Raw genomic sequence first — 17492 nt, 5'->3', positions numbered from 1 at the left:
CCGGCCGCCCCCTGCCCTCACCACCCACCCGACCACCGTCTACCGCCAACCGGCACCACCTCGCGAAAGGAAACACACCATGAAGCGCCGCTCCCTCCTGGCCCTGGCCGGGCTCGGCCTGCTGACCCCGGGGGCCCTGGCCGCCTGCTCGTCGGACTCCCCGTCCGGATCCGGCAGCGCGGACCCCTCCACCGAGGCCTCCGGGGCCAAGGTCCTCGACGTCCTGCGTGTGCACACCCCCACCACCCTGGCCTACGCCGCCCCCATGACCTCCTTCGGCACCTACGGCAACCTCGACGCCGTCGTCGGGCAGGTCAAGAAGGACAACTGGGCCAGTGCCGACGTGCTCAAGTCCCTGCTCGTCAACGGCGAGACGGACCTGGCGGCGACCCCCTCCTACGTGGCGGCCAACCTGTTCAACAAGGGCGTGCCGCTGCGCCTGGTCGCCATGCAGGTGTGGGGCATGCTCTACGTCATCGGCCCCGCCGGCTCCTCCGCCCAGGGCCTGGAGGCGCTGCGCGGCAAGACCGTAGGCGTGCCCATGCCCAATAACATGCCCGACCTGGTCTTCCGCTACCTGCTCGGGCAGAAGGGGTGGAACGCCGACACCGACCTGACCATCACGCCCTACACCGAGGGCCAGGAGGCGCTCAGCGCCCTGATGGCCGGGGAGGTCGAGTACGCCGTCCTGCCCGAGCACGCCGCCAGCGCCTCCCTGGCCAAGGCCAAGCAGCAGGGCAGGGCCCTGGAGCGCACGGTCAACCTCCAGGAGCTGTGGGCCGAGGTCACCGGCGGCAAGGCCCGCTTCCCCATGGCGGGCCTGGTCATGCCCCAGAGCCTGACCGACTCCCACCCCGAGCTCGTGGGCGCCGTCCTGAACGAGCTGGAGGCCGCCGTGGCCGACGTCAACGCCATGCCCGACGCCACGGTGCAGGCGATCTCGGAGGCCAACAACGTGCCGGTGCCGGTGGTCAAGGAGGTCATCCCCCGCCTCCAGCTGGAGATCGTCCCCGCCGCCGCGGCCCAGGGCGACCTGGAGGACTTCTACACCAGGCTGTCCACCCTCAGCCCCGACATTATCGGAGGGTCCCTGCCGGCGAAGGACTTCTACGTCGCCGACCCGCGCTAATGCACGAGCCGCGGTCCCGCACCCAGCGGCTGCGCGCCGTCGCCCTGTGGTGGGCGGGCATCGCCCTGGCGGTCCTCGTCTGGCACCTGGTGGCCCGCTCCCAGCCCGCCTACGTGCTGCCCAGCCCCCAGGCCACCTGGGCCGCGCTGCTCGACCTGGCTGGCCGGGGGCGCCTGGGTGACGCCCTGGTGCTGACCATAGGGCGCGGCGCCACCGGCCTGGGACTGTCGTGCCTGGTCGGACTGCCGCTGGGCTGGGCCATGGGCACCTGGACGTGGCTGCGTGAGCTGCTGGACTCCTGGGTGCAGGTGCTCCTGTCCGTGCCGCCGATCGTCATCGTGGTGGTCGGCATGGTCTGGCTCGGCCCCACCGCCGAGGTCGTGGTCCTGGTGGTGGCCCTGGTGACCCTGCCGCTGCTGACCACCACCGTGCGCGACGCCGTGGCCGGTGTGGACGCCGACCTGCTGGAGATGGCGCGGGTGTTCGCCAGGGGCCGGTCCTGGACGGTGCGCCGGATCATCCTGCCTGCCGTCGCCCCACCGGTACTCTCGGCCCTGACCGTGGCCGTGGGCCAGAGCGTGCGGGTCACCGTCATGTCCGAGCTGCTGAGCACCACCACGGGCCTGGGCGCCATGGTCCAGCGGGCGCGGACCAACCTGGACACCGACGACGTGTTCGCCCTGTCCGTGGTCATGGCGGCGCTCACGCTCGTCCTGGAGCTGTGCGTCCTGGGACCGCTGAGGCGTCGGCTGGCCCGTCCCTGGCGCTAGCATCTCCGAGAACACGTCAGACAATCTGCACCATGCCTGAAGCACACATACATCATTGAAAGGAACCACTATGTCTGTGACCCCTGTCACCGAGTCTCTCTTCTGCCTGGGCCTGAACGAGGCCCTACCTATTAGCGAGGAGGCCACGACCTCGCGCGTCGTGGTCAACAACGACGTGCTGCGCACCGTCCTCTTCACCTTCGACGCCGGGCAGCAGCTCACCGAGCACGCCTCTCCCCGGGCCGTCGTGGTCACCCTCCTGGAGGGCGAGATGGACTTCTCCATCGGCGAGCGCACCGAGCGCATGGGAGCTGGCGACGTCATCTACCTGGCGCCGAACGACCGCCACGCCCTGACCGCGGTCACCGCCTGCCGCATGCAGCTGGTCATGGTGAACGTGGACAACGACGCCGTCGGCGCCCACCAGGGCTGAGGGCCAGCCGGCGGGGCGGAGGGGGACCAGCACGGCCTCTCCGCCCCGCTGCCGTGGGGCGCTTGCCCTGGGCCAGGGCAGCAAGCCTCGCAAGACAGGGGCCCCGCACCGGCAAGACGGTGCGGGGCCCGACACTATTGAGTGGACGACGGGTGAGGGGCCGAGGCGCGCGGGCGCTCAGCGGACCCGGCTCACTCGGCGCTCGCGGCGGAAGCGGCGCTGTCAGCCGACTCAGCGGACTCGGCACTCTGGGCCGACTCGGCAGACTCAGCGCTGTCGGCCGACTCGGCAGACTCAGCGCTCTGGGCCGACTCGGCAGACTCAGCGCTGTCGGCCGACTCGGCGGACTCCGCGAACTCGGCGTCCACGGTGAACTCATTGGCCTCGTCGGGCGCGGGCTGGTCCGGCGCGGCCTCGGCGGGCGTGGACTGGTGGGCGCCAGCGGCGGCGTCGAGCTCGTCGGAGCCGATGAACTCGGTCAGGTCCAGGACCTGGCCGTCGGAGTCCTTGACCTCGACGTGGCGCAGGGCCATGGCCAGGGACTTGTTGCGGGCGATCTCGGCGACGAAGGCGGGGATCTGGCCGGCCTTCTGGGCGCCCTCAATGAACTTCATGGGCTCCATGCCGTACTGCTGGGCGGTCTGGACCAGGAAGTCGATGAGCTCGTCCTGGTTGACCTTGACCTCCAGGCTCTCAGCGAGGACGTCGAGGATAATCTGGTCACGCACCGTCGAGGCGACGTCCTCGCGGATCTCCTTGGCGTGCTCCTCGTCGCCGTCCTTGCCCTCGGCGGACAGGTGGTGCTTGACCTCCTCGTCGACCAGGGCCGCAGGGGCCTCCACCTCGACGGCCTGGCGCAGCACCTCCAGGAGGGCGTCACGGGCCTCGATGGCCTGGTCGGCGTTCCTCCGCTCAATGACCTGGCGACGCAGGTCCTCACGGAGCTCGTCCACGGTGTCGAACTCGGAGGCCATCTGGACGAACTCCTCGTCGACCTCGGGCAGCTCGCGCTCCTTGACGGCGGTGACAGTGACCGTGACCTCAGCCTCCTCCCCCTCGTGCTCGCCCCCGGCCAGGTGGGTGGTGAAGGTGGCGGACTCGTCGATCTGCATGTCCAGGAGGACGGCGTCCATGCCCTTGAGCATGCTGTCCGTACCGAGCACCTCGTAGGAGACCCCTGAGGCGGAGTCGACCTCCTCGTCGTCAATGACGGCCCTGAGGTCGAGGGTGACGAAGTCCCCGAGGCGGACCTCGCGCACCACGGGGTGCAGTGACCCGAAGCGCATGCGCAGGGTGTCGACCTCGTCGTCCACGTCCGTCTCGTCGACCGTGACGGAGGACACGGAGACCGACAGGTTCTCCAGCTCAGGGAGGTCGACAAGGGGACGGACGGTGACCTCGGCGTTGAAGACGAACTGGCCGCCCTGGGGTCCGGTGACATTGGGCAGGTCGGTGATCTCGACCTCAGGCTGCATCAGGGGGACACGCCCGGCCTCGGTGACGGCCTGCCGGTAGAAGTCCGGAAGAGCCTTGTTCACGGCCTCCTGGATCACCGCGGCGCGGCCGACACGCTGGTCGATCACCGGGGCGGGGACGTGACCCCTGCGGAAGCCGGGGACCTGGACCTGGGAGCCGATCTCCTTGTAGGCGGCGTCGAGGCTCGGCTTGAGCTCCTCGTAGGGGACCTCCACGGTCAGCTTAATGCGCGCGGGGTCAAGGTTCTCGACAGTGCTCTTCACGGGGCTTACTCCGAAGTGGTGGAAGTGGTGGGTGATGGACGCCGGGGTCCGGCGGACGCCGCGCCGGCGCCGATCTCCCGCATCCTATGGCATCCGCGGCGCAGGGCGCGAACCTCGAGACCTGACGCCCTGGGGAGCGGTCGCCCGGTGGTGCGCCGTACCGTGTCGGCGGCCTCCCTGCACCCGGGGCCGGCTCGGCCTCGGTACGGGACAGGCCTGTGGCCTGCGGCGGACTCCCCGCGCCCGTGGCTGGCTCGCGCCGGGGCCGACTGATCGCGCCAGCCCCATTGACATCGGCTACGAGCGGGCCAGGGCGCACTGGTCCACCACAGCCTCAGCCCTACGACGAGCGGGCCACCTCCTCGCGGGACAGGGGCTTGCGGGTCAGGTGCCAGGAACCACAGGGGCACTGGTAGGCACGCACCGGGAGGCTGGGGAAACGCCGGCCCCGCCGCCCCCGGCGCTGAGCGACCCGGGCGCTCCGTCTCAGTCGCCGCAGGGCCGCCTGGGCCTGCTCGCGGTTGGCATAACCGACCTTGGACGGGGTGGGGCAGGGGCAGGTCACGGTTCCTCCCAGGAGGTGCTGACTGTTCCACGTGGTGCGCCTCCGCCAGGTCGCGGACGGCCTGGCGGGACGGGGGCGCGGTGGGCTGGTGCGCCCCATACTCGCCCCTGCTACCGACACCAATGAAAAGCCCTTAGCAGACAGAGGAGTAGACTCACGTACGGGTCACAGTGGTCCCAGTCCCGTCAGCCACCGGATCGGCCTGTTGCGCCCGCGACGAGGAACTGAGCAACTGGCCCGTTTGCGGTCGGCCGGATCGCATCCCCGCGACTAAGGAGGAAACCATTATCTCGGTCGCCCGCAACGCCGAGGCCCGCCGGATTGAGCGGGCACGGGCCGAGCGGGCACAGGCCAGACAGGCCCAAGGCTGAGGGGCTGGTCCGCGCCGTCGCAAACCACTGACGTGGCACGCATCTGAGCCGTCCGTATTAGTCAGCTGCGCAGCCGGTGACCGGGTTTATCCGGGCAAGCGTGTAAAGCAGTCGGGGTGGCGGGATTTGAACCCACGATCTCCTGCTCCCAAAGCAGGCGCGCTACCAAGCTACGCCACACCCCGTATAGGCACCCAGGACCACCAGGACACCCGGTGGCCCTGGGCTGCTCAGAGCGGGTGACGGGAATCGAACCCGCGCAATCTGCTTGGAAGGCAGAGGCTCTACCATTGAGCTACACCCGCAGTGGCAGAGGGCGCCGCCCCCTGTCGTGGTGGTCTCAGAACTCCAGGAGGCCCTCCTTGTAGGCGCGGACCAGACGACGGGGGACGGTGATCTCCCGGCCCCTGACGCGCACGGTGTTGAGCTCGGTCAGCTGGGCCCTCCACTGCGAACGACGTTTGCGGGTGTTGCTGCGGGACATCTTCCGCTTCGGGACTGCCATGAACCCGCTCCTCTCAAAGTATCTGGATCGTCCGATCCCTCGGAAACTGGACCAGAGGACACCTTAACGGCTCCTACCAGCCCGGTGCCAGCCCCCACCGCCTCCCGCCGTGTGAGATCCCTCCCCTCATCTGTGACGAGCACGGCCTAGGATCTGCGACGATCGGCCCATGGCCACCTCCCCCACCGTCCTCACCCTGGCCCCCGGCGAGCAGCCTGAGACCGAGCTGGAGGTCAGGCGCTCGCGCTTCCTGGCCCGCGCCGCCCGGACCGACACCGAGCAGGACGCCCGCGCCTTTATCACCTCCGTCCGCGCCGCCTACCCCGACGCCCGCCACCACTGCTCGGCCCTGGTCGTCCCCGGGCCCGGCGGTCTGGGCGCCCCGACCACGGAGCGTTCCAGCGACGACGGGGAGCCCGCCGGTACCGCGGGCCAGCCCATGCTGGAGGTCCTGCGCGCCAGCACCCTGGTAGGCGCCACCGTGGTCGTGACCCGTTACTTCGGCGGCGTCCTGCTGGGCACGGGCGGTCTGGTACGCGCCTACTCCCAGGCCACCTCCCAGGTACTGGCGGCCGCCCGGCGCGTGAGGCTGGCCACCCGCTTCCTGTGGGACCTGCGCGTACCCGTGGCCCAGGCCGGACGCCTGGAGTCCGAGCTGCGCCGCCTGTGCGCCGGGACGCAGGGGCCCTGCCCGGCCAGTGTGGAGGAGACCGTCTGGGGCCCCACCCATGCCGTCCTGACCCTGACCACCACGCAGGACGACGGCGGCGCCCTGCCCGAGATCGTCTCCTCCCTCACAGGGGGTACAGCGCTCCTGGAGGCGGCCGGGAGCCGCCTGACCGAGCTGCCCGTCCCGCGGTAGCCGCGGAGGGGACGACCGCCCCGGAGGCGTCCGCGCCCGGGATCCTCGCGGCAGGACGCGGGCGGGGCCCGGGGCGGCAGACGGACGAGAGGCCACTTAGGGCAACCGCACGCCCCCCCGGTCCGCGCCCCGAGGGGAGCCCTGAGCACCCCGTCCTTAACGACGGGCCCAAGGACCGTTCCGGTAGAGGACGGGACGGTCTCGACTTGACGGACCACCGCCCCGGGCAGGTAGGGTCCTCCTAAGCGCGGCGCCACCGGCGCCGCCCCGCAGGAGAGGAGCACCCCATGGCGACCATGACCGTCATGCGTGAGATGCCCTGTTCCTGCCTGTGTCGGTAGGGCGCCAGGCCATGATCCTGGGCGCGCGTCGCAGCGCGTCCGCCCGGCGCCACGGCACCGTCCCCCTAAGGCCCTGAGCACGCTCCCAGGTCCCTGCGCACCCGGTGCCCCCTACCCCCTCGGTCGCGACCCGAGCCCCCGCACACCCGGGGCCCTGCCCCGTCACCGTGAGCTACCCCTGCCACCGACAGCACCCCCACCACCGTTAGGACACCACCATGGCACACCCCCCGATCGCCGCCGACGTCACCGAGCTCGTCGGCTCCACCCCCCTGGTACGCATTAACCGCGTCACCGACGGCGCCCCGGCCACCGTCCTGGCCAAGGTCGAGGCCTTCGAGCCCGCCGGAAGCGTCAAGGACCGTATCGCCCTGTCCATCGTCCGGGCCGCGGAGGACTCCGGGGCCCTGCGGCCCGGCGGCACCATTATCGAGGCCACGTCCGGCAACACCGGCGTCGGCCTGGCCATGGTGGGCGCGGCCCTGGGCTACCGGGTCATCATCACCATGCCCGAGACCATGTCCAAGGAGCGGCGGGCCATTATGCGCGCCTTCGGTGCCGAGCTCGTCCTGACCACCGAGGGCGGGGTGGCCGGCGCGGTCAAGCGGGCCGAGGAGATCCAGGCCGCCACCCCCAACTCCGTCCTGGCCTCCCAGTTCAGCAACCCCGCCAACCCCCGGATCCACCGGGAGACCACCGCCCGGGAGATCCTGGAGGCGACCGGTGGCGCCGTGGACGCCTTCGTGGCCGGCATCGGCACCGGCGGCACCCTGACCGGCGTGGGCGCCGTCCTGCGGGAGAAGGTCCCCGGGGTCAGGATCTACGGCGTCGAGCCCGCCGAGTCCCCGCTGCTCAGCGAGGGCCGCGCCGCCCCGCACAAGATCCAGGGCCTGGGCCCCAACGTCGTCCCCGAGATCCTGGACCAGGGGATCTGGGACGAGCTGCTGCACGTCACCAGCGCAGACGCCCTGACCTACGCCCGCCGGGCCGCCGCCGAGGAGGGCCTGCTGGTGGGGATCTCCTCCGGGGCGGCCCTGGTCGCCGCCAGCAAGCTGGCGCACCGCCCGGAGCTGGAGGGCAAGACCATTGTCACGGTCCTGCCGGACACCGGTGAGCGCTACCTGTCCACCCCCCTGTACTCCGAGTACCTCAACTAAGTGCCACGACGGCGGCGCCCCGGGAACAGGGGCGCCGCCGTCAGTGTTTGACCTGGGCGGCCTGCTGCACCCGCCGGCGGAGAGCCGCCAGGCCGCACTCGCGCGCCGTCCGCGCCCCACCAACCACCACCCTCCGGCCTTAAGGGCACCATGACAGACAAGAGACGCTCCTTCATCGACCAGGCCCGTGAGGACCTTGCCACCGCCCGTCGACGCGACCCCGCCGCCCGCTCCAGCCTGGAAGTGGCCCTCCTGTACCCGGGGGTCCACGCCCTGTGGGCCTACCGGGCCGCCAACCGCCTGTGGCGCTCGGGCCACCGCTTTGCCGCGCGGTTCATCTCCCAGACGGCCCGCAATGTCACCGGCATTGAGATCCACCCGGCCGCCCGTATCGGCGACCGTTTCTTTATCGACCACGGCATGGGCGTGGTCATTGGCGAGACCGCGGAGGTGGGCGACGACGTCCTCATGTTCCACGGCGTCACCCTGGGCGGGGTCTCCATGAGCCCGGGCAAGCGTCACCCCACCATTGGCAATAACGTCCAGATCGGGGCGGGGGCCAAGGTCCTGGGCCCGGTCGTGGTCTCCGACGGCGCCAAGATCGGCGCCAACGCGGTCCTGGTCAAGAACGTCCCGGAGGGGCACGTGGCCGTGGGCGTGCCCAGCCGCGTGCGTGACCCCAAGACCGACCCTGACCTCATGATGGACCCCACCATCTACATCTGAGCCTCCGGGTGGAACCCCCGACATTACGGCTGCGGGACGTGTTCGTCTTGGCCTCGGCCTGCTCGCCTGGGTGGAGCCCGTGACCTCAGTCCCCGCCGGCCACACCATGTAGCCCCGACCCGCGCGCCTGGGCGGAGCCCTGCAACTCATGCGCGCCGCGTTCCGGCAATCCACCCCGGCCCGCACACCCGGGCGGAGCGGTGCTCACCGCGCGTCCCCGGCGCACCGGGGACCAGCGCCCAGAGCGCGATGCGGCAGATCCGCCAGATCGTGCGCGTCCTCGGCGCGCCTGGGACCAGCCTGGCGGAACAGGGCTGGGACGTCCCGGCCCTGGCGCGTCCCCGGCGCACCGGGGACCAGCCCTGGCGCGCACGGGCGGAGCTTGGTCATGCGCCACCTCCAGCTGGTCGGGCACCACCCCGGCCCGCGCACCCGAACGGAGCCCCCGCGCGAGCAGGCTCAGAAGCGGGCCCTGGTGCCCTGGCCTGCGCGCCCCGGCACCGGGCCGGGCACCAGGGCGGGTCAGCGGACGACGGCGCCCGTGGCCAGGGCGTGCAGGCGGGTGAAGACGGCCCCGCCGGAGGCCCGTGAGCCGTTGTGCTCGTACTCGCTGGTCACCCAGGTCCTCAGCCCTGGTACGAGGGCGGCGGTCTGGAGGGAGTAGACCATGGGCACGAAGACGTCGCGCGCGTAGACGGCCGCCGCCCCACGCACCCGGGTGGAGCGCAGGGCGACCGGATCGTACAGGCGGGGCCACTCGTGCCCGGCCAGGAGGTCGGCCACCTCCAGCCAGGGGGCCAGCAGGGGGTCCTCAGCCAGGTGGGCGTGGCTGACGTGCTCGCCGGTGAGCAGGGTGGGGTCGTCGTCGAACTCTGCCGGGAGGGTGCGCTCAGCGGCCCAGGCGCTGACCCCGCCGTCGGCCCAGCAGGACTCGTGGACGACGGCGTACAGCGGGTTGCGGGCGCTGAAGGGCAGCATCCCGGCCAGGTCGTGGCGGAAGCGTGCCGAGGCGGGGTCGGCCTCCAGGAAGTGGTGCAGGGAGTCCATGCCGCCGCTGGCACCCAGGCAGATGCCGACGCCGCGCAGGCGCTCGGGACCCACCGGGTGCCCGCCCGGGGTGAGGACCTCCCCGCGCCCAGCAGCCTCCATGAGGGCGGCCACACGGTCCCGGTCAGTGGGGTAGCGGTCGTAGTACTCCTCGCTCCTGACCCGCATGGCCTCGTAGGTCAGGGCGTAGACCTCCTCGATGCCGTGCCCGACGGCGGGCAGGCCCCCGGTGAGGTAGGCCTGCTCCAGGCTGGAGGCGTGGGCTGACAGGTAGCGGGTGGTGCAGAAGCCGCCGAAGGACTGCCCTAGGACGCTCCAGCGCTCCAGGCCCAGGGCACGGCGCAGGTCCTCGCAGTCCTCGACGATCTCGTCGGCACGCAGGTGGGTGAGCAGGCGGGCGGTGGCGGCCGCGTCCCCTGCGGCGTCGGGGTGGTCAACGGGGGTGGAGGCGCCAGTACCGCGCTGGTCGATGAGGATGAGACGGTAGTGCTCCAGCAGGGCGCCCACCCAGCCCAGGCCGGCGTCGGGGCTGGGGCGGGGGGCCTCGAACCCGGGACCGCCCTGGAGGAAGACCAGTGGTGGCCTGCTCAGCGGGTCGGCCCCCGCGCACGCGACCTCCCGGGCGTAGACGGTGATGGTGGTCCTACCGTCGGGCGCCCGGTCCCCGGCCCCGCTACGGTCCAGGGGGACGGTCAGGCGGTGGTCGCGGGTGAGCAGACCAGCGGTGGCGGCCGACCAGGCGGTGGTGCTCAGGGGTGTGGTCATGAGCGCACTCTAGACGACCGCTCCCGGCGGGCGTGCCAGACAGCATCCTCGTCTCACCCCGGCACGCCCCCGCTCCCGGCGGGCGTGATGGCCTCCACCGCTCCTGGGTGCACGGGGTGGGGAAGCAGGTCGAAGAGGACCACCTCGACCATCTCTGACCACTCCCAGTGCGCGTGCGTGCCGGGCACCCAGACGGCCTCGCATTCATCGAGCGTCCCCGAGTGCGCGTACGGGGCCTCCACAGAGGCACTGCCCCCTCTTGCTTGCGCAGCAGGCTGCTTGTCGGGCGTGCGGGCACCGGGTAGCTGGGCTCGCGCACCCCCAGGTGAACGCGCTTTTGTGTAGGTGAACGTGTCCCGATGTTGGTAAACGCGCTCTGAGTCGGGTGAACGTGTCTTGAGGTAGATGAACGTGCTTTTGGTCAGGTGAACGCCATTCAAGCTAGCGTTCACCAGCACGAAAGCGCGTTTATTCCCGTGATATGGCGTCTACCTGCCCCAGAGCGCGTTCACCTCCACTCGGTCCGGCGCGCGGGCGCACCGGCAGAGCAGACGGGCCCGGCGTCTCCCGGGACGAGCCCGCCCCGCCATCCCCGGCACCACGCGGACAGCACGCCCAGAAGACGAGCACACCGAGAAGACCACCCGGCGCACCCACCAACCAGCCCAGACAGGACCACTGCAAGCACCCCCCGTTCTCGCGGCAAACAAGTACCGTTCTCGCGAGCAATAAGTACCGTTCTCACGAACCAGAGAGGCGGGCGGGGCGCCGTCTACCGCCGGACCGGTCAGCGGGTCTGGCAACTGATCAGCGGGCCTGGCAGCGGGGGCACCAGAAGAGGCGCCGTCCGGCGACGTCCTTGGCCGCCACCGGGGTGGCGCAGCGCAGACAGGGGCGGCCGGTGCGGTGGTAGACGTACCAGCGCGCCGCCTCCTGGTCCCCCTCAGGCAGGGGGTCGGGAACGTCGGCCTCGTCCACGGTGGTGATAAAGCCGGTGGCAACCCCGTACTCCATGAGCGGGACCAGGTCCTCCCAGATGGCCCGCAGCCTCCTGGCGGAGACGGCGCTGCCGGGGCGGAAGGGGCTCACCCCCACCCGGAACAGGGTCTCGGCGCGGTAGATATTGCCCGCCCCGGCCAGGACGGACTGGTCCATGAGGAGCTCACCAATGTCCTTGCGACGCCGTCGCACCCCCTCCACGAAGGCCTCCACGTCCCCGTCCGCGCGCAGGGGGTCCGGCCCGAGGCGGGCGTGCACCGCGGCCACGCCGTCGGCGTCCAGGAGCTCGCAGGCCGCCGGGCCGGTCAGGTCGGCCACCCCGTGCTCACCCAGGAGCCTGAGCCGCACGGCCCCACGGGGAGCAGGCGGGACCCACTGCCCGGCGGGCGGGGCCGCCACGGGTCCCGCCGCGGTGCCGCCGTCCGCCGCGGTGCCAGCGGCCTCCTGCCCGCCGCGCAGCCCGGACAGGGCCGAGCCCCCGCTGCGCCCGCGCCCGCCGGCAGAGGGCAGGGCGTGCTCCCCGCGCTCCCCCACCCTGCGCCGGGGCGCCCCGATGGAGTGCGGGGCGGTGAACTCCGCGTCGCCGTCGAAGGACCAGGAGCCGTACAGGCCCAGGTGGACGCGCAGCCAGGTGACATCCGGATCCTGCGGGTCCGCGTCCGCCCGGGGGGCGAAGGCCACGAAGAGGTGCTTGCCGTGCGCCTGGGCGCCCAGGAGCACCTGGCCGTCAAGGCGCTGCGCCCCGGCGGCGAAGCGGCCCTGGGGCGAGCAGGCGCGCAGGCGCTGCCCGCCGTAGAGCTCGGTGAGCGCGGAGGCCAGACGGTGGACGGTGTGTCCCTCGGGCACGGCGGCCGCTCAGCCGCGGGCGGCGTCGTAGGCGGTCAGCTGGCCGATCCGGCGCTGGTGGCGCTCGTCGGCGCTAAAGGGCTCGGCGATAAAGGCGTCGACAATGGCCAGGGCATCGGTGCGGGGGTGCATCCGGGCACCGAGGCCCATCACGTTGGCGTCGTTGTGCTCCCGGGCCAGGCGGGCGGTCTGCACCGACCAGGCCAGTGCCGCCCGGACGCCCAGGACCTTGTTGGCGGCGATCTGCTCGCCGTTGCCCGAGCCCCCGATGACCAGTCCCAGGCTGCCGGGGTCGGCCGCGACCGCCTGGGCGGCCTCGAGGCAGAAGGCCGGGTAGTCGTCCTGGGGGTCGTAGACGTGGGCGCCGTGGTCCACGACCTCGTGGCCCAGGGCCGTCAGGTGCTCGGTGACCGCCGTCTTGAGGTCGAATCCGGCGTGATCTGCCGCTACGTGAATACGCATGGGCTGATTGTGCCTCACGCGAACACCTTCGCGCAGCCCGGCAGCCCTCGGCAGGGCCCTGCGGCTCCCGCGATAGCGTGCGCCCATGACCGCAACGAACGCGACCCACGCCCCGGACACGCCCGCCCCGGTCCTGGCGGGCGTCTACGAGACCGCCGCGGCGGACCCCGCCGTGCGTGTCCAGGACGACCTCTTCCGTCACGTCAACGGCGGCTGGCTGCGCGACGCGGAGATCCCCGCCGACCGCGCCGCCACGGGGGTCTTCACCGTCCTGCGCGACGAGGCCGAGGCCGCGTGCCGCGAGGTCATCGAGGAGGCGGCCCAGGACCTCACCGCGGCGGTGGTCGCGACCGTGCGCGCCGGCGGGGAGGAGCCGGTGGCGGGCACGGTCCGGGAGAAGATCGGCTCCCTGTACGCCTCCTTCATGGACGAGGAAGACATTGAGGTGCTGGGCGCCGCGCCCCTGGAGGCGGACCTGGTGCCGGTCATGTCGGCCACCAGCAAGGAGGAGCTGGCCGCGGTGCTGGGGTGGGGACCAGCTGGCTTCACGGGGGCGGTGGACGCCGAGGTGTCCAACGACCTCAACGACCCTGACCGCTACACCACGTGGATGGGCCAGTCCGGCATCGGACTGCCTGACGAGTCCTACTACCGTGAGGAGGACCAGGCCGACGTCCGCGCCGCCTACGTGACGCACGTGGCCCGGATGCTGGACCTCGTCGGCCTGGCCACCCACCCGGCCGCGGGCGGGGCAACCAGAGCAGATGGGACAACCGAGACAGACGGCGTGGGCGGGGCAGCCGGGACGACGCCGTCGGGCACGACGGACCATGACCCGGCGTCCCTGGCCCGCAAGGTCATGGCGCTGGAGACCGCCCTGGCCAAGGGGCACTGGGACCGGGTGCGCACCCGTGACATCGAGGCCATGAACAATCCCATGACCTGGGAGGAGCTGACCGCCTCCGCCCCGGGCTTCCCCTGGGGGTCCTGGCGCCGGGGGGTGCGGGAGCGGGCCGCGGCAGTCGGGGTGGAGCAGACCACCTTCCTGGACGAGGTCATTGTCACCCAGCCCGACTACCTCCCCCACCTGGCCGGTGTCTGGGACACCACGGACCTGGAGGACCTGCGCGCCTGGGCGGTCTGGCACGTGGTGCACAACCGGGCCACGCTGCTCTCCGACGCCTTCGTGAAGGAGAACTTCGACTTCTACGGGCGTACCCTCCAGGGCACCGACGAGCTGCGCCCCCGGTGGAAGCGGGGCGTGAGCCTGGTCGAGGGCTGCCTGGGGGATGCGGTCGGCGAACTCTACGTGGAGCGCCACTTCCCCCCGGAGCACAAGGAGGCCATGGAGCTCCTGGTCGCCGACCTCATTGAGGCCTACCGCCAGTCGATCTCGGCCCTGGACTGGATGAGCCAGGCCACCCGGGAGCAGGCGCTGGCCAAGCTCGCCCAGTTCAACCCGAAGATCGGCTACCCGGGCCGCTGGAGGGACTACTCCGCGGTCGAGGTCACCCCCGGTGACGTGCTGGCCTCGGTGCGCTCCGTGGAGGACGTGGAGCTGGCCCGCTCACTGCGCAAGCTGGAGGGGCCGGTGGACCGCGAGGAGTGGCACATGACGCCGCAGACGGTCAACGCCTACTACAACCCCACCATGAACGAGATCGTCTTCCCCGCGGCCATCCTCCAGCCGCCCTTCTTCGACCCTCAGGCCGACGCCGCCGTCAACTACGGTGCGATCGGCGCGGTCATCGGTCACGAGATCGGTCACGGCTTCGACGACCAGGGCTCCACCTTCGACGGCACCGGCAAGGTGACCAACTGGTGGACCCAGGAGGACCACGACGCGTTCACGACGCGCACCAGAGAGCTGATCGCCCAGTACGACGCCTACACCCCGACGGTCCTGGCCCACAGGTACGCGGCCACAGGGGAGCAGGCCCCCCACGTCAACGGCGCCCTGACCATCGGGGAGAACATCGGGGACCTGGGAGGGCTCGGCATCGCGCTAAAGGCCTACGGCCTGGCCCTGGCCCGGGAGGGCCTCACCTCCTTCGACCAGGCCCCCGTCATCGACGGCCTGACCGGCCTGGAACGCTTCTTCTACTCCTGGGCCCGGGCCTGGCGCTCCAAGCAGCGCCCCGACTACGCCGAGCTGCTGCTCACCATCGACCCCCACTCTCCCGCGGAGTTCCGCTGCAACGGGATCGTACGCAACACGGACGCCTTCTACGAGACCTTCGGCGTGGGCCCCGACGACGCCCTGTGGCTGGACCCCGACAAGCGGGTCACCATCTGGTAGGGCCCCGGCGACGCGCCCCCGGGATACCCGGAGGCATACCCGGAGGCAGAGGAACCCCTTCAGTGGAGGATAGGGCCCCGGCGGCGCGGCCCGCCGCTGGCCCCGGCCCGGCCGGAGCCGGTTGAGGCCCTGGGCACCGCCCCGGCGGGGGCGTAGACCGCCGCGGTACCCTCAGCAGGGGTAGCCGTAGCAGCGCCCCCGGCCCCGAGCACTGCCGTAACGGCGCCACGGGGCGGGGAGTGCCGCCCCGTGGTCTCCCGCCGTGCTGGCGGCGACCGGCCCTGCCCTCACAGCTCGGCACGACGCAGCGCCACCACCGTCCCGGCCACCAGGAGCACCAGGGCCACACCCCCCGTCCACACCGGGCCCCAGACCAGGGCGTCCCAGGAGGAGGCCAGCGAGGAGGCCATGGGGACCAGCCCCAGGGGGCTCCAGCGGGCCAGGGGCCCCCACAGGGCCAGGAGCTGGCCCAGCAGCGAGAACACCACCCCCACGGCGGCAGGCAGCACGGCGGCACGCGAGCAGGCCGACACCAGGAGGGTCAGGCCCAGGGCGACCAGCGCCCCCAGGCACCACAGGCCCGCCGCCGCCGCGCCCCGGGCCAGGTCCGCCCCGGTGACCCCCTCAAAGAGGGCCGTCGCCACCGCCGCGCAGGCCAGGGCGCTCACCACCGCCGCGGCCAGGGCGCTCAGGCCCACCGCCGTGGTCTTGGCCAGGACGTAGACGTCCCGACCCCGCGGGCCCTGCCCGGCCAGCTCGGCCGGGGCCACGCCGTTGCCCCGCTCCCCCGCGATCGCCGAGGCCGCCACGACGACCAGGACCACCAGCAGCAGGGAGGAGGCGTTCTTGACCCACTGGGCCCAGGCGTCGGCCACCACCGGGACGGGCAGGGCGCCCGCAGCCGCCTGGCCCAGGGTGCTGGCCAGCAGGTCGGGGACGAGCCAGGCCACCACCGGGGAGCCGACCCCGGTCACCAGGGCCGCCCCGAGCAGCACCGGACCGCGCCAGGTCCGCCTCACCCCGGCCAGCTCAAGGCGCAGGAGCTCGGCAAAGGCACGGAGGAAACCGTGGCGGCGCCCCCCAGGACGCTCCCCAGAACTTCCCTCAGGACGCTCACTCATGACCGACCCTCCCTCCGACCGCCGCGTCATCCGCCTCACCGAGACCCGCCGAGCGTGCCTGAGCCCCCGTCCCGGAGGACCGGGCGTCATCGACCTCACCGGGACCCGCCTGCCCGACGGCCCGCAGGAAGACCTCCTCCAGGCCGTGGCGTGTGGAGCCCAGGCGGACCAGCCCGCACCCGGCCGCCTCCAGGAGGCCCGGGAGCCGACGGTGCGCGGTCTGGGGGTCCCGGGTGCGCAGGCGCAGGCGGGCGCCCTCGGACTCCACCTCCTGCGCCCAGGGCTGGTGCGCCAGGAGCCCGGCCAGGGGCGCGGCGTCGTCCACGGTCTCGACCTCCACGCTGGTGGCCCGCGCCCCCTCCACCAGGTCCGCCGTCGCCCCGGTCAGGAGCAGGCGCCCGTGGTCGATGACGGTGACCTCGTCACAGACCCGCTCGGCGTCGTCGAGCAGGTGGGTGGACAGCAGGACGGTGGTGCGCCCGTGCAGGGTGGCAATGAGGTCAAGGACCTCCCTGCGTCCCACCGGGTCCAGGGCGGAGGTCGGCTCGTCCATAATGAGCAGGCGCGGGGCGCTCACCAGGGCGCGGGCCAGGCCCAGGCGCTGGCGCATGCCCCGGGAGTAGGCGCCCACCGGCTGGTCCACCCCCGTCAGTCCCGCCAGGTCCAGCAGGGTGGCGGTGCGACGTCGTAGCGCCACCCCCTCCAGGCCCGCCACGCGCCCGGCGTGGGCCAGGACCTCACCGGCCCTCATCCAGGGACGGAAGCCGGGGACGTCGGGAAGGTAGCCGACCACCCCGGGGGCCAGGGCCCCGTTGGCGTCGTGCCCCAGGATCTCCACGCTCCCACCACTGGGGCGGGCCAGCCCCAGGGCCATGCGGATGGTCGTGGTCTTGCCCGCGCCGTTGCGCCCCAGGAAGCCGAAGACGCTGCCCTGGGGAACCCGCAGGTCCAGGTGGTCCACGACCGTACGCTCCCTGTAGCGCTTGGTCAGGCCCCGGGTGACCAGGGCGGCCAGGGTGCTCACCGCTCGCTCCCGTAGAGGGCGGCGACGGCGTCGTCGGCGCGTACGGCCCCCGCCCTACGGGGGTCAGTCGCGGGTGCGGGGCGGCGCCCGGCGGCCAGGAAGGCCAGGGGGCCGACCAGGGACAGCAGCACAATGAGGGCCAGCCAGACCCAGCGGTTGGCGCTCAGGCGCTCAGTGGGCGTGCGCCACCAGCGCCACAGGGCCGTGGCCGCCAGCCCCACCTCCACGACGACGGCGACGACGAGCACGGCGAGCACGGGGCCGCTGGGCTGGGACAGGCCCGCGGCCTCAGGCAGCAGGACATCAGGCAGCAGGACAGGTGACATGGTGG

15 protein-coding genes and 2 tRNA genes are annotated in these 17492 nt (G+C 72.3%); 7 read left to right on the top strand and 10 right to left on the bottom strand.

The genetic code is table 11. The features are described 5' to 3' along the window. Window positions 1-79: 79 nt before the first annotated feature. From C3V41_RS00550 to C3V41_RS00540, 3 genes are all read left to right on the top strand, one after another. Window positions 80-1129, top strand: a complete 1050-nt coding sequence (locus C3V41_RS00550; protein ID WP_106108651.1) for an ABC transporter substrate-binding protein — start codon at window positions 80-82, stop codon at window positions 1127-1129. Then, on the top strand, window positions 1129-1899 hold the full coding sequence (locus C3V41_RS00545) for an ABC transporter permease (protein ID WP_106108650.1): 771 nt from the start codon (window positions 1129-1131) through the stop codon (window positions 1897-1899). The genes C3V41_RS00550 and C3V41_RS00545 overlap by 1 nt, the downstream gene beginning before the upstream one ends. Window positions 1900-1969: 70 nt before the next feature. After that, window positions 1970-2332 carry a cupin domain-containing protein gene (locus C3V41_RS00540; protein ID WP_106108649.1) on the top strand — a complete coding sequence of 121 codons (363 nt, stop codon included), beginning with the start codon at window positions 1970-1972 and terminating at the stop codon, window positions 2330-2332. A gap of 191 nt (window positions 2333-2523) precedes the next feature. Here the strand turns inward: C3V41_RS00540 and tig are convergent, their stop codons facing one another. The 4 genes from tig to rpmF form a co-directional block, all read right to left on the bottom strand. Beyond that, window positions 2524-4071 (bottom strand): trigger factor, encoded by a 1548-nt coding sequence (tig, locus tag C3V41_RS00535; protein WP_106108648.1) that lies wholly within the window; start codon window positions 4069-4071, stop codon window positions 2524-2526. Between the two features lie 1047 nt (window positions 4072-5118). Continuing rightward, window positions 5119-5192, bottom strand: a tRNA-Pro gene (locus C3V41_RS00530). 49 nt (window positions 5193-5241) lie between these two features. Beyond that, window positions 5242-5312 (bottom strand) — tRNA-Gly (locus C3V41_RS00525). Window positions 5313-5347: 35 nt separating this feature from the next. Next, a complete protein-coding gene (gene rpmF, locus C3V41_RS00520; RefSeq protein ID WP_106108647.1) occupies window positions 5348-5512 on the bottom strand; it encodes a 50S ribosomal protein L32 in 165 nt (54 codons plus the stop codon). Between the two features lie 169 nt (window positions 5513-5681). Between rpmF and C3V41_RS00515 the strand changes: the two genes are divergently transcribed. The 3 genes from C3V41_RS00515 (at window position 5682) to epsC (ending at window position 8598) form a co-directional block, all read left to right on the top strand. Then, on the top strand, window positions 5682-6374 hold the full coding sequence (locus C3V41_RS00515; protein WP_106108646.1) for an IMPACT family protein: 693 nt from the start codon (window positions 5682-5684) through the stop codon (window positions 6372-6374). Window positions 6375-6933: 559 nt separating this feature from the next. Beyond that, window positions 6934-7872 (top strand): cysteine synthase A, encoded by a 939-nt coding sequence (cysK, locus tag C3V41_RS00510; protein WP_106108645.1) that lies wholly within the window; start codon window positions 6934-6936, stop codon window positions 7870-7872. Window positions 7873-8022: 150 nt separating this feature from the next. Then, entirely contained in the window at window positions 8023-8598 is a 576-nt protein-coding gene (gene epsC / locus C3V41_RS00505; RefSeq protein WP_106108644.1) for a serine O-acetyltransferase, read from the top strand. Between the two features lie 522 nt (window positions 8599-9120). Here the strand turns inward: epsC and C3V41_RS00500 are convergent. From C3V41_RS00500 to C3V41_RS00485, 3 genes are all read right to left on the bottom strand, one after another. Beyond that, entirely contained in the window at window positions 9121-10410 is a 1290-nt protein-coding gene (locus C3V41_RS00500; RefSeq protein ID WP_106108643.1) for an alpha/beta hydrolase, read from the bottom strand. Between the two features lie 807 nt (window positions 10411-11217). Continuing rightward, the gene (locus tag C3V41_RS00490; protein WP_106108641.1) at window positions 11218-12255 is read right to left on the bottom strand and encodes an Fpg/Nei family DNA glycosylase; all 1038 of its coding nucleotides are present in this window, start codon (window positions 12253-12255) and stop codon (window positions 11218-11220) included. Window positions 12256-12264: 9 nt separating this feature from the next. Beyond that, the gene (locus tag C3V41_RS00485; RefSeq protein WP_106108640.1) at window positions 12265-12717 is read right to left on the bottom strand and encodes a ribose-5-phosphate isomerase; all 453 of its coding nucleotides are present in this window, start codon (window positions 12715-12717) and stop codon (window positions 12265-12267) included. 85 nt (window positions 12718-12802) lie between these two features. Here C3V41_RS00485 and C3V41_RS00480 point away from each other — a divergent pair, with 85 nt between their 5' ends. Beyond that, the gene (locus C3V41_RS00480; RefSeq protein WP_106108639.1) at window positions 12803-15016 is read left to right on the top strand and encodes a M13 family metallopeptidase; all 2214 of its coding nucleotides are present in this window, start codon (window positions 12803-12805) and stop codon (window positions 15014-15016) included. Window positions 15017-15303: 287 nt separating this feature from the next. On the opposite strand, the gene C3V41_RS00475 is transcribed toward C3V41_RS00480, so the two are convergent. Genes C3V41_RS00475 through C3V41_RS00465 form a run of 3 tightly spaced genes read right to left on the bottom strand, consistent with a single transcriptional unit; the run spans window position 15304 to window position 17487 of the window. Then, on the bottom strand, window positions 15304-16137 hold the full coding sequence (locus tag C3V41_RS00475) for a hypothetical protein (protein WP_106108638.1): 834 nt from the start codon (window positions 16135-16137) through the stop codon (window positions 15304-15306). Further along, on the bottom strand, window positions 16130-17161 hold the full coding sequence (locus C3V41_RS00470) for an ABC transporter ATP-binding protein (RefSeq protein ID WP_106108637.1): 1032 nt from the start codon (window positions 17159-17161) through the stop codon (window positions 16130-16132). Before C3V41_RS00470 ends, C3V41_RS00475 begins: the two co-directional genes overlap by 8 nt. Then, window positions 17158-17487 (bottom strand): PLDc N-terminal domain-containing protein, encoded by a 330-nt coding sequence (locus tag C3V41_RS00465; protein ID WP_106108636.1) that lies wholly within the window; start codon window positions 17485-17487, stop codon window positions 17158-17160. Before C3V41_RS00465 ends, C3V41_RS00470 begins: the two co-directional genes overlap by 4 nt. Window positions 17488-17492: the final 5 nt, after the last annotated feature.

Origin of the sequence: Actinomyces sp. oral taxon 897 (genome assembly GCF_002999235.1) — a bacterium.
In the GTDB taxonomy this organism is placed as follows: domain Bacteria; phylum Actinomycetota; class Actinomycetes; order Actinomycetales; family Actinomycetaceae; genus Actinomyces.
Note: the sequence above shows the minus strand (reverse complement) of the source record. Positions and strands in the feature narration are given on the sequence as shown.